This window comes from Prevotellamassilia timonensis, assembly GCF_900106785.1.
Classification (GTDB): domain Bacteria; phylum Bacteroidota; class Bacteroidia; order Bacteroidales; family Bacteroidaceae; genus Alloprevotella; species Alloprevotella timonensis.
The window spans coordinates 492,365-505,162 of the sequence record NZ_LT629844.1 but is presented as its reverse complement, the minus strand read 5'-3'; the positions used below and the strand labels follow the sequence as shown (position 1 = coordinate 505,162).

General features: G+C 48.5%; 8 protein-coding genes. All 8 read right to left on the bottom strand.

Translation table 11 applies throughout. The features are described from left to right. Nucleotides 1-71 precede the first annotated feature (71 nt). The 8 genes from BQ5453_RS07650 to BQ5453_RS07615 all read right to left on the bottom strand — a co-directional run bounded on the left by BQ5453_RS07650 (nt 72) and on the right by BQ5453_RS07615 (nt 12,658). Nucleotides 72-1,697 carry an OmpP1/FadL family transporter gene (locus tag BQ5453_RS07650; protein ID WP_071122727.1) on the bottom strand — a complete coding sequence of 542 codons (1,626 nt, stop codon included), beginning with the start codon at nt 1,695-1,697 and terminating at the stop codon, nt 72-74. A 69-nt stretch (nt 1,698-1,766) separates the two neighbouring features. After that, nucleotides 1,767-2,873, bottom strand: a complete 1,107-nt coding sequence (locus BQ5453_RS14150) for a hypothetical protein (RefSeq protein ID WP_071122726.1) — start codon at nt 2,871-2,873, stop codon at nt 1,767-1,769. A 146-nt stretch (nt 2,874-3,019) separates the two neighbouring features. Then, a complete protein-coding gene (gene metH / locus BQ5453_RS07640) occupies nt 3,020-6,643 on the bottom strand; it encodes a methionine synthase (RefSeq protein ID WP_071122725.1) in 3,624 nt (1,207 codons plus the stop codon). A 132-nt stretch (nt 6,644-6,775) separates the two neighbouring features. After that, nucleotides 6,776-7,717 carry a methylenetetrahydrofolate reductase gene (locus BQ5453_RS07635; RefSeq protein WP_071122724.1) on the bottom strand — a complete coding sequence of 314 codons (942 nt, stop codon included), beginning with the start codon at nt 7,715-7,717 and terminating at the stop codon, nt 6,776-6,778. 332 nt (nt 7,718-8,049) lie between these two features. After that, nucleotides 8,050-8,967 carry a glucosaminidase domain-containing protein gene (locus BQ5453_RS07630; RefSeq protein WP_022101446.1) on the bottom strand — a complete coding sequence of 306 codons (918 nt, stop codon included), beginning with the start codon at nt 8,965-8,967 and terminating at the stop codon, nt 8,050-8,052. Between the two features lie 236 nt (nt 8,968-9,203). Then, nucleotides 9,204-9,602, bottom strand: a complete 399-nt coding sequence (locus tag BQ5453_RS07625; RefSeq protein WP_235860052.1) for a hypothetical protein — start codon at nt 9,600-9,602, stop codon at nt 9,204-9,206. 5 nt (nt 9,603-9,607) lie between these two features. Next, nucleotides 9,608-10,795, bottom strand: coding sequence for a C10 family peptidase (locus tag BQ5453_RS07620; protein ID WP_022101448.1), 1,188 nt, complete (start codon nt 10,793-10,795; stop codon nt 9,608-9,610). Between the two features lie 1,446 nt (nt 10,796-12,241). Further along, nucleotides 12,242-12,658, bottom strand: coding sequence for an Hsp20/alpha crystallin family protein (locus BQ5453_RS07615; RefSeq protein WP_022101027.1), 417 nt, complete (start codon nt 12,656-12,658; stop codon nt 12,242-12,244). Nucleotides 12,659-12,798: the final 140 nt, after the last annotated feature.

Genomic DNA, 12,798 nt, shown 5'->3' with positions numbered 1-12,798 from the left:
CGTAGCGAAGCTGCGGCTGTGTGATATGCGCAATTTATTGAGCAAGTGTTCCAAACTATTTTAGGGGATTGTCAGAACTTGAGGCCAAGGGTTAACATGATGTTGTGGCGGTCGAGCTTGACGTCCTGCCCCTTCAGCAGATTGCCTGACGACATACCTGCGTCAAAGTCCGTTGCACGGAAAGCATAAACATCGCCATGCTGATGCTGATATTGATAGGCCATGTCGAGATAGAAGTGCTTGCAACGGTAGCCCAAGCCGAGTGTCAAGCGGTTGATGGCGCCAAGATTGACATAGTCGGTATTAAGACTGTAATGGTATGAAGGACTTTCGGTGAAGGCGTTCAAATAGGCGTTCTTTTTGAATGGTGAAGACACGTAGTTGTAACCAACGCGGCCGAACAGCCCAGGTGCCATGCGTACCTCGGCACCGACACGGAATGTCTGCACGGTGTTGAGCATGGCGTCAATTTCCTTATCCATCTCGCGGTCGCGAACAGATGAGATATAGCTGTCACTCCAATAATCATAGCGGTCGTAATCGGGGTAACGCACTTGCGCACCAGTGTAACGGCTCACTTCGTACTCTGCATCAAGTGCCAAGTAATTGCCCACGGTGGTGGCCGCACTGATATTCAGTTTCCACGGCGTGCGTATGCGGTAATTCAAGTCTGTGACGGTATAGCTTGCAGCTGTACGATCGTATGTTTGGTTCGTTTTGGGGTCGGTATATTGGAATGGACTTTCCATATAGAGATACGCATCGTGTGTAAGATCGTAGAATATAGGTGTGCTTACCGACAAACCTATGCGGAAGGGGCTTTCTTCGAGGGGACGGTAGATAAAGCCTACTTTGGCATCGAAGCCAGTGCCGGTCACAGACTCGTCATAATTCATGTTGTATGCTCCAATGCTGTGTGTGCCGTCAGCCGAAAGATTTTCATCATACTCCAAATGGCTGTGCATGTCGACATTGTACACACCAAAGGTGGCACCCACGTAAAATTGGTTGCTGATGTTGAACGAGAGGTTGAAGTCGTACTGCTGTATGCCTCCCCATTGGGCACGATAATAATTGTAAGCCATCGAATTGCGCGGCGTGTAGATGCGGTTGCCGTTGGCATCGCGTCCCTCAACTATCATCTGTGCATCGTAACCTGTAACAGCCAACGGCGTGGTGTAGTTGCAGTCGTTGTCGTTGCTGAAGTCCAAGCCCCTGCCATTGTAATAGGCAAGTTCCTGCATCTGCCACGACTGCGAAGCGCCATTAGGCGTGGCTATGTTGTCGAGGCCAATAAAGTTTTTAAGATTGCGCCGCTTTTGGTAGTTGAAGGCGAAGTTGGCAAAATTCACGCCCTTGCCTTTACCATCGCCTGTTTTGAAGGAATATACAAATCCGGCCTGGTCGAACGAGCCGCGTGCCTTGTCTATTTCGTAAAACGACTGACCGTTGGGCTGTATGGTGGCACTACCCGTAAGTACCACATCGCTGCGACGGTACATGCCTATGGCGGCAGGATTGGTGCCAATGGTCGACAGGTCGGCTCCCAATGCGCTCATGGCACCACCCATGCCCACATAGCGTGCCGTACCATTAAGGTCGCTGCCGCTGAGAGTTTCTACTTTATAGATGTCTTGCGCACTCATGCTTCTGCACAATGCAAAGGCTGTGAGCGCTACGGTATATTTGAGTTTCATAACTTGCTTGTTTATGGCTATTTATGCAATTCGCCCATTATTGTTTCTTGAAGTCTGTTGTCTCCGAAATCAGCGACGGCCACCAAAGCCGCGTCCGCCGCCCATTGAGCCACCCACTGAGCCACCCGAACGGCCACCACCAAAGCCACGCCCTCCGCCAAAACTGCCACTGCCGACATTACTGCGCGAGGGTTGTGAATAAGTGCGGTTGCTGCTACCACCGTTATCATTGCGGTTTGTGTTAAAACCTCGACCGTTGTTGTAAGAATTATTGCTACGGTCGAGACGTCGGTTGCCTGTATTGGTATTGACGTTGAAATTGGTGTTAGAATTGACACCTGTGTTGCCAAAATTGCGACGGGAATTTCCCGACACGCCACCGGCCACACCACGACCGCCGCCATAGTTGCGGCCTCCGCCAAAACCTAATGAGCTGCCACGGCCCGCAGCATTAACGCCACCTGTGGCTGCACCTGCACCACGGCTACCGCCACGGGCTGTCCAACCACCAACGGGACCGCGATGTGCATTGCTTGGCAAAGCGGGACGCCACGCCCAATCATAACGCGGCCACCAGCCACAACCGCCATACCAGGGGTCATACCAAGGGTCATACCAGGGCGAATGCCATCCACCCCAACCATACCAACTGTAGTAGGGGCGCCAGCCGTACCAACTGCCCCAACCATACCAGCCGCTCCAACCTATGCTCCAGGCTGAACCATAGCCGTAATAGAATGGATCGTAGGTATAGTACAGGTCATAATAGTCCATATAATAAGGGCTGCTCACATACACACCAGCACGAGGCGACCAAAATCGCACGATGCGTGCCGTGCACGACCCGTCTTCGTAGCCGTCTTCGTAACCTTGGTCGTAGGTTTGCTGACTTGTAAGTGTATCGGCCACGGCATTGCCTTTATAGTTGCGGCCACGACGGTTGTAGGCGTCAACGTCCCACCGGCCATTGCCACGTCCGGCAGCCCAATCGCTCTGCTGGAAGGTCGGGTCGTCGCTGCCTGTAATGGGAGTGTAACTTGAACGGCCCGAAGCCGTATAAGTATCGTTGGTTTCGGTCTTATCTTTTGATGACGGAACGAAATACACGTCATCATCTTGTGCATAAGTGCCTAAAGAGCTAAGGCACAATGTCAATAACAATAGTGACTTTTTCATTGTAATGTTCCTTATATTATGTTTATCTGATCTGCAAACGCGCCTGCGCGCTCCGAATGATCTTTTTGCAAAGGTAGTGACTTTTGCCGTTGAGGTTTACACCCCACCACGGCAAAAGTAGCCTCTTTTGCTTGTTTTCTGATAATTTAAGACTGTACTGCAAAATATTTGGCGTGCGGACTGCTCAGATACAAACCGCAAATGCTGCTTTGTGGATACATGGCACCATTCTCGGTCAAACGCATGTTCAATGTATCAAAGTTCAGCAATTTACTCACGGGGAATATCAGTTTGAGCTGCGGCAGCGAGGGGTAGCCCACAGCCGGACGTATGCCTTGATAAGCAGCTCGGGCCAAATCTTGCATAGACAGTTGTTCGTGGGGGGCATACCCCCAAAGCTTGGTGCGCACCTCGCGATGCAGCCATTCACTGGTGGCCTCGGCCAAGCGGTCGCCAACACCTTGCATGAGCAAGGCGTGATAGTCGTCGCCCTGCTGCTTTACTTGCTCCAGTTCCTCGGCAAACGAGGGTGACACGGTCAGTGCAAACACGCCAATATAGTCCTGATATGGGCGTGGTGCCACAAAGTCGCACAGTGCCAAACGTGGTGCGCCCTGTTCTGCCGGACGTGCCTGGCGCGGTGTGGGCAACTCGAGGTCGCGTCCACCCACGGCACCCGGCAATACTATGCTGTGACCGGTGGCGTATGCCGGATAGAAACCTACCTCGGCCTGCATGTAATGACGTTTTTCGAGCTCGTCGAGCAACGCCTCGGCCTCAGCCTGAATGCGACGTGCCTCATCGGTGTTGCGGCGCACCTTCCATAAATTATAGAAGTATACCCAATTGATGTAAGGGCGCACTTCGGCTATCGAAATATGCGGCAGGGTGTGATACCCCATATAGGTTGGACGCGGCAAAACCTCGTTTGCCCAATCAATGTGCAACAAGTCGTCGGCGGCGTCATGCGCATGGTTACTGTGGTTGTGCTCGGCACAATTACAAACGCTTACCCTTGCGTCTGCCACCGTTGCTGCTGCCGCCTGCTGTTCTGCCGCCTGCTTGCGTTTTTTGGCATCATGTTCGGCCACGAGTTCGGCCTGACGGCGCGCGTTATTGGCAACGATATGCTCGTGCTCACTGCCCATCAGTTGCATGGCCAGCACAGCGTTGACTGAGGCGTCTTTCACGTAGAATACAGGGCCGTTGTAAAGCGGTGCTATCTTCAGGGCTGTGTGCAGCTCTGATGTGGTGGCGCCACCAATAAACAGCGGTTTGTCAACCCCCGCATCGGCCAACGCCTTGGCGGTGTGACACATTTCGTCAAGCGAAGGGGTGATAAGGCCGCTCAGGGCTATAAAGTCGACGTGCTCTGCCAAGGCTGCCTGCACTATTTGGTCTGCCGGCACCATAACGCCAAGGTCTATCACATTAAAGTTGTTACACCCCATGACCACCGCCACAATATTCTTTCCGATGTCGTGTACATCGCCCTTTACGGTAGCCACAAGATAAGTGCCGTTGCTCTGTGCATTGGCCTGTTTGCTTTGTTCGAGGTAGGGCTGCAATATGGCCACAGCCTTTTTCATGGTGCGTGCCGACTTGACAACTTGTGGCAGAAACATCTTGCCCTGCCCGAACAAGTCGCCTACGAGTTGCATACCCTTCATCAGCGGCCCTTCAATGATGTCGCCGGGTGCAGCATACGCTGTCAAGGCCTCGTGCAAGTCGGCTTCGAGATATTCGTCGTCGCCCATGCGCAAGGCTGTGCTCAAACGCTCCTCAAGCGCTATGCCCGAACGGTCAACCTGTGGCGCGGCCTGTGTGGCGGGTGCCTTGTCTTTTTCGGCAAGCAGCTGTTGGGCTTTTTCTATCAAACGGTCGGCAGCATCATCGCGTTTACACAATATGACGTCGTCTATCAGTACCAAGAGGTCAGCGGGTATGTCGCCATACATCACTTTCGATGCTGGGTTGACTATGCCCATGTCCATGCCCTCTTGCATGTTGTGGTAGAGGAACACGGCGTGCATGGCCTCGCGCAAATAGTTGTTGCCACGAAAGGCGAATGACAAATTGCTCACACCCCCACTCACATGGGCGCCCGGCAAATGCTGCTTTATCCAGCGTGTGGCCTCGATAAAGTCGAGTGCATAGCGGTCGTGCTCTTTCATGCCCGTTGCCACGGTGAGCACATTGGGGTCGAATATGATGTCGTGCGGATTGACGCCGGCCTGCTCTGTCAACAGTTTGTAGGCGCGGCCGCACACTTCGATTTTACGTTCATAGCTGGTGGCCTGCCCCACCTCGTCAAAAGCCATAACCACCATGGCGGCACCATACTGCCTGATGGTACGGGCATGAGCAAGGAAAACTTCTTCGCCCTCTTTCAACGATATGGAGTTGACCACGCACTTGCCCTGCACACACTTCAGCGCAGCCTCAACCACGGGGAAGCGCGAGGAGTCTATCATCCAGGGGATACGTGCCACCTCGGGGTCTGAGGCCATGAGGTTCAGAAAGTGGCACATCTCCTCTTGCGCATCGAGCAGTCCGTCGTCCATATTGACATCGAGCAGCGTGGCGCCATCGCGCACTTGCTTGCGGGCTATGCCAAGGGCCTCGTCATATTGTTTCTCCTTTATCAAGCGCAAGAACTTGCGGCTGCCGGCCACATTACAACGCTCGCCCACATTCATAAATGTGCCAGGCAGTGGGGTAAAGCCTTCGAGCCCCGAGAGCCAGTCTATTTTGCCCTCGGCCGGACGTTTGCGCGGGGCGCGGCCTTCGGCCATCTGGGCTATGGCTTGTATGTGAGCGGGCGTTGAGCCACAGCACCCGCCCAATATATTGGCACAACCATCGTCTACAAAGCCCTTCATGGCATCGGCCATTTGCTGTGGCGTTTCGGTGTACACACCCTCTTCGTCGGGCAGTCCGGCATTGGGGTGCGCACTGATGTAATAAGGTGCTATGTTGGCCAAGTCGCGCAGATAAGGGCGCATATCCTCTGCGCCGAATGAGCAATTAAGGCCCACGCTCAATATGTCCTCGTCGTGTTGTACCGAGGCCAGGAAAGCTTCCAGAGTCTGCCCCGACAGGGTACGCCCCGAGGCATCGGCTATGGTCACACTCAACATGATGGGTATGTGTTTGCCCGTGCGCTCCTTTACATGACGAGCCGCCATAAGTGCGGCTTTGGTGTTGAGTGTGTCGAATATGGTTTCTACAATATAAAGGTCAACGTCCTCGTCTGCCAACACCATCATTTGCTCTTCGTAAGCATCGCACAACTCGTCAAACGTTAGCGCACGGTATGCTGGGTTCTCCACATCGGGCGACATGGACAATGTGCGGTTGGTCGGGCCTATCGAGGCTGCTACAAAACGTGGTTTGTCGGGCGTCAGTGTGGTCATGCGGTCAGCCTCTTCACGGGCTATTCGTGCTGCGGCACGGTTTATCTGCTCCACATAGTCCTGCGTCTGATAGTCGGCTTGTGACACACGTTGCGCACTAAATGTGTTGGTGGTGATAATGTCTGCCCCCACCTCAAGGTATTGGCGACAGATGTCGTGCAACACGTCTGGGCGGGTAAGGGCTATGAGTTCGTTGTTGCCTTTCAACTTGACGGGCCAATTTGTGAACAGGGTGCCACAAAAGTCCTCCTCAGTCAGGTTGTACTGCTGTATCATTGTGCCTATGGCGCCATCGAGTATGAGAATGCGGCGGTCAAGGGCTTGTGTTAAGTCTGATAGTTTATGTCTGGGCATACGTGTTTCTAAAAAATAATGCAAGGCGAGCGCAGAACATCAAGCTTGCTTGAATGTTATGCCGAGCCGCAGCTTATTTTACTCAAAAAGAATGGTGAGGCCTGTCATTGGCATTGCCTCACCTTGCAAAAGTCAGAATGTGGCTGAGGCTATACGCTCAGTAGAGAAGGCTGCGTTCATGGTGTAAAAATGTATCGCTGGCACCCCGGCAGCTTTCAGTTCACGCACCTGCTGTATGCCCCACTCCACGCCAAGTTCCTTTACATCGGCATTGCTGCGGCACTTTTCAAATTCCCTGGCCAATTCTTGCGGAAAGTCTATATGAAACGTTTTGGGCAACATGGTGCAATGGTTGAGCGTGGTGAGCGGTTTCAGTCCCGGCACTACCGGCACATCAATACCCTCCCTGCGCAAGCGCTCTACAAAAGCAAAATACTTGCTGTTGTCAAAGAACATTTGCGTCACAATTTGTTTGGCCCCAGCCTTGACTTTTGCCTTCAGGTGTTCTATATCGGTGTCGAGGTTCATGGCCTCGTCATGCTTTTCAGGATAACCGGCCACGCCATACGCAAAGGGGGTCTCCAATGGGGTGGTAACCACACCACCGAGCAATTTTCCCTCATTAAAGTCGTTCACCTGACGGCAGAGTTCTATGGCATGGGCATGACCGCCGGGGCTTGGTATAAAGCGGTTCTCGTCCTTTGCCCTGTCGCCACGCAGCAACAGCAGTTCTGTTATACCAAGGTACGAAAGGTCTATCAACTCGCTCTCAATTTCGGCTGCCGAAAATCCACTGCATATAATATGCGGCACCGTATGCACATGATAGCGTTCCTTAATGGCGGCAGCAATGGCCACCGTTCCCGGACGGTTGCGCACGCTCAACTTTTGATATGCGCCATTGGGCATCTCGCTGTAAATTGTCTCCGCACGGTGGGTGGTTATGTTAATACATACGGGGTTAAACTGCATCAAATTGTCTATGGTGCGATATATGCTTTCCATGCCCTTGCCGCGCAGTGGGGGCAATACTTCAAATGAGAATGCTGTATGTTGCTTGTTACCTGTCGTCATGTTTTGTGTTGTTTCTTATTTTACTGAAGTTTCGGATTTAACAAGGGCGGGCTGAATCATCGTGCAAGGCGAATGCAATCAAGCTTGCTTGAATTGCTGAGCCGCAGCCGACGATGTCAATAAAAGCCCAAGTATTTACTTAGCCCAGGGCAACGCCCTGGGTGAAATTGAGCGAGGTCGTGACGCCCTGTAAGGGCAGAAGTAGAAACACTTCATCATACTTTTGCCCTTACAGAGCGTCACTTTTCTTCTTGCTGATAACCCAAGGTGCTGCCTTGGGCTATGGAATTCATTGGGCCTTCAGCCCGTTCAAGTTAAATCCGAAACTTGAGTTACTTTATTTTGATTTCATCGCCCACGCGGAAGTGGTAATTGCGCCCTATGGGGTTCATCTTACAGAGCGAGCTCAGTCTGATGCCATATCGTTGCGCTATTGAATACAAACTTTCGCCGGCCTCCATCACATGGTAGCGGCGCTTCATGGTGGGATCGGCCTTTTTGCGCTTCTTGCCAAGATATACCACATCGCCTTGCTTCAAGCTGTAGCTTCGGTCTACATCGTTGTATGCACGCAACTTGCTTTCCTTCACCTTGAGCATTTTGCCTATCGAGGCATAAGTGTCGCCAGCCCGGGCTATAATGTAATACTGGCTGTTGCACCGCCTTATCTCGCGTCCCTTGACGCGTCCCTGCATCTTTTGCTCTTCCTTGTGCTCATGCCGCCACTCGCGACTTTCACGACGCGACATATCATAACTGTCAAGGCGATATTTTTCAATCACATTTATCAGCGCCTGAGCATAGGTGGGACTTGTGGCATACCCTGCCCGTTTCAAGCCATGGGCCCAGGCACTATAATCGCTGATGTTGAGGTCGAAAAGCGAAGCATAGCGGCGGTTGTTACGCAAAAATTTTGAGTGGTCCTCAAAACTCTCGTTTGCCGAATGATACACTCTGAACTTGTCGTCGGGGCGGTCATCAGCCATCACCATGTAGGGACCGTTCCACGAGCCGCCCACCTTGATGCCGAAGTGGTTGTTTCCCTCTTTAGCCAAACGGCTGGTACCGGCGGCACTCTCGAGCAACCCTTGTGCCAAGGTGATGCTGGCCGGCACGCCATACCTTTGCATCTGGTCAACGGCCATGGCCGAATAACGGTTGATGTACCGCTCATAGAGCGTTGATTGTGCTTGCATGCAAACACTCATCAACGCGCCAACTATCAGGAGTAAACATTTACGTATCGTCATCTTTTTATTAAAGCATACTATGGTAGATGGCAAAATTACGCATAATTTTGGCTTTATGGCTATTTTGTGCAATAAATTGCGACATAGCGCTTTGCATGAGATGCATAGATTCAAGATAGAAGTGCAATCATAGCCACCTCTTTCCTTGCTCTCTCCGCGACGTTCCGAAGATGAGTGAGGCACCATGATTGCACTTCTATCTTGAACCTATGTTTTTACCCGCAACTTAAGCAGAGTTATTTTTCTCCACTTTGTGTAACACATATATCCGCATAGTAATCAGAAGAATCATTTAATTGAATCCACATGCGGCGTTCCTTTCCACTTTTATTTTTTGATAACGATAAAATCAACTTATTTTGTGCACATCGAACCTTTATCCATTCAAACTGAAGCGTGCTTCCATCATTATTAGAAACAATCAGTTCCTTCTTGTTGTCTAAATCCATGATTTGACTTACATGAAGATTAGTTGTAGCTTGAACTGAAAAAGTATCAGTTTGCTCGTTGCAATCGTATTTTTTGAAAATCGGATTCGTAGGACCAATTAGCATATCAGGAATATCTTCATTACTACATGAGACACCCACACAAAGCATACAAAATGAAAATATGAGAAATAAAATCTGCTTCATCACAATCAATATATATAGTAAAACATTATAAGATTATCTGTAAATTCATATCTAGATGTAGTTCCATTACCTCCCCAATCTGCACCATGGGTTGTATCAAAATCAAAAAGGCCCATTGAATTAGCATACTTGTAATATCCATCGGCTATTCCACCCCATCCCCAGTTGCAATGTAAATAATAATCATATTGATAATCATAATCATCATTATTGGTATGTGGTATCTTTGTTTCTGTTTCTCTGTATCCATCAACAACCCACGCATGCCCAATACTATTACCAGATACATTACCACATAGAATAACTGGCTCACGTCCGTTTAATATATCCCACTTTACAGTATTGATGTCTAATGCAGACTGACTTGCTTCATATCCCATTGATTTTAGACATGGTAGTATTTCTCTTCTATATGTAGATCCATTGTTAGTTCCCATTTTTTTAGCTAATTCATATAAAAAGCGCGTGACTTGTTTACTTGCTTCTTCATTACTATTACTATAAACGAATAAGTTGGACGAATTCTTTATATTTTGCATCAAATTCCAATTAAACTGATACCCATCTAAGCTTTGAGGCTTCTTATGGTAATAACACACTTGCGCTACTGCCACAGGGACACAACCTACATTTTCATTATTTGGGAATAGCGCATTGAACCCATCATCTTGTTGCCATTGCGATTGAACCAATGGAGGCATATATTGCAAAACATTTATTATAGGCTCTGATTGCGTGTCTATAACTTTTTTGCTTGAGGATTTATCCTCCACGAATTTAGCATAAGAACTTATCATTTTCGCTAATACAGGGTTCGTTATAGTATCAGTAACACTGATTTGACTATTATCCGAAATGGCAAAAATCTGGTCGGTGCAATTTTGCGCTCCTATGATAGCAAATCCCTGATCAAAATTTATCAAATACAACAGAGTGTCAGTGTCTGCATTTCCCGACCGTGTTGCAATTCTTTTGGATAAAACTGGGTAAGCATTCTTAAAAGTACATTCTTTATGGCTTCTTGTGTATGGACTCATTTCCTGCAGTGCTTTTGTAGCTGTACAGATTGCTTTATCCAAATTCGTTTCCGTATGACTATATTTCTTTTGAGAAGAGACACTGTCAAAATCCTCTGTATTGCTACATGCGTTGAGCACTAATAAGGACAAAAGTACAAATACTATTTTTTTCATTGTCTTAAAATTTTAGAAGTAAAGAATAATATCTAAGTCAACTCTCAAGATTTCATCAAGAAGTTTTATATGTTCCTTTCTTACGACGCAAAAATACTCTATTATCTTTGTCAATTCCATACCCATATATAGGTATTTTTCCATTGTCGAAATCAAATAGCAACTGCTTTCCCCGCTTTGACTAAATTCAAAACTTATTGTGCTACATAAATATGCTAAATCACTGGACGTAGCTCGCGTCTCCTACTTATAAAAAATACGCCCCTGGCTCAGACTTCAAAAGGCAAAAAGTCTGAGCCAGGGGCGCAGATTCTATTTACTAATATTGTCCGGTGAAATGTAATCATGCGAACAGTAATAATTTATAAAAGGAACCAAGACTAATAAGTTGCACTTGGGACCTTTTACCATACTACAACAACTTACACGACGAGCATCTTACATCTTACACTAACGCATTGCAACTCATTGACTATCAACACTTTAATTAGTGTAAGATGCTACTATATCTACCTACACGCAACCTGCACACCCCTCATGCTGCCACACGGCACAAGCACGGGAGGGCGGTATCACAGCATAGGGGAGCAGAAAAGTCTGTTGCTCCGACTGATTTTTCTACGTCCCAGTGGTGTACAATCCACCGCATACGACAAAACCGACTGCGGGGCAGCGGGGTGTGATGTGTAAGATGTATGTAGGGGTGTGTAAGATACTTTGAACTTATCCTACACTCTTGAAACATCTGTATATCAACTTGTTACGTACAAAAAGTGTAAGATGGCAGTGAAAACACACGCATTCATTTACAAGTAGGCTGACGGGGAGGGTGCAAATATTTGGGTACAAGTTGCACACCTCTTTTGATGGGTGCAATGCCTCAGCGAGACCGTTGCAACGCTTTTATACTAAACCAATTTGTGTTGGTGATTATTGCTTCTATATAACAAAGTTCAAATATCATCTTTGCTATTATCTCAACTTGTTTGCCATTCTGGCAAAGGGAACTGTCCGGCAAAACGTATACGATCGGACTCAAGCACCAAACGCTAACACTAATGGGGGCGACGCGTCCCGCGTCGGAATTTTAGGCAAAGGCTCACAGACAGGCGTGTAATTAGTGCTGCCAACGAACCATTATTTAGTGTAAGAACATTGCATTTTTCCCGACGCGAGACGCGTCGCCCCCATTAGTGCTTGCGTTTGCTGGTAGCGTTTAGTGGTTTACAGTAAATGGTGATGTGACGCCAAACTTAATTCTGTACCACCGTGATGGGAGTGCTGACGCCATTCGACTTGAGCGTGAGCGTCACGCATCTATATAACAAAGTTCAAATATCATCTTTGTTATATATAAGCAATAACAAAAAGTACGCCCCTGGCTCAGACTCCAAAAGGCAAAAAGTCTAAGCCAGGGGCGTATATTCTATATGCTAATAATGTTGATTAGTGAACCTCAATGGCGCGAGCCACCTTAGTTTCACTTTCTGCCACCTTAGGCAATTCTATGTTCAACACACCATGCTTTACCTCAGCAGCAATCTTTGTTTTGTCAACATCGTCAGGCAATACAAGTGTTTGCTCGTATTTGGTGTAGGCAAATTCGCGACGCAAATACTTCTTGCCTTTCTTCTCTTCTTCTTCGTTCTTCTTTTCCATGTTGATAACCAAGTCACCATTTTCGTCAAGATGAATGTTGAAGTCGTCCTTCGTCATGCCAGGAGCAGCCACCTCTACGGTATAGCTCTTGTCGTCTTCAGCTACATTGAACGAAGGCGCCGTGGCATTAACGCGTGGCATATAATTGTCGTCAAAGAAATTACCAAATACATTAGGAAGCCAATCTTGTGAATAACGTGTCATAATTGTATGTGTTTTATTTGTTGTTTTAATGTTTAATGTTTCTTGTCCGCCCCAGGCCTTTCGGCCTTTCGGCGAACGCCCTACTATTTGCAACTGCCGTGCCAATGCCCATATACGTTTGTAATCTGCCAAAATGACCT

Excerpts from the sequence above, each read along its gene's own strand:
- BQ5453_RS07650 (WP_071122727.1), bottom strand. The coding sequence starts at position 1,697 with ATGAAACTCAAATATACCGTAGCGCTCACAGCCTTTGCATTGTGCAGA.
- BQ5453_RS07615 (WP_022101027.1), bottom strand. The coding sequence starts at position 12,658 with ATGACACGTTATTCACAAGATTGGCTTCCTAATGTATTTGGTAATTTC.
- BQ5453_RS07635 (WP_071122724.1), bottom strand. The coding sequence starts at position 7,717 with ATGACGACAGGTAACAAGCAACATACAGCATTCTCATTTGAAGTATTG.
- BQ5453_RS14150 (WP_071122726.1), bottom strand. The coding sequence starts at position 2,873 with ATGAAAAAGTCACTATTGTTATTGACATTGTGCCTTAGCTCTTTAGGC.
- BQ5453_RS07625 (WP_235860052.1), bottom strand. The coding sequence starts at position 9,602 with ATGAAGCAGATTTTATTTCTCATATTTTCATTTTGTATGCTTTGTGTG.
- metH (WP_071122725.1), bottom strand. The coding sequence starts at position 6,643 with ATGCCCAGACATAAACTATCAGACTTAACACAAGCCCTTGACCGCCGC.
- BQ5453_RS07630 (WP_022101446.1), bottom strand. The coding sequence starts at position 8,967 with ATGACGATACGTAAATGTTTACTCCTGATAGTTGGCGCGTTGATGAGT.
- BQ5453_RS07620 (WP_022101448.1), bottom strand. The coding sequence starts at position 10,795 with ATGAAAAAAATAGTATTTGTACTTTTGTCCTTATTAGTGCTCAACGCA.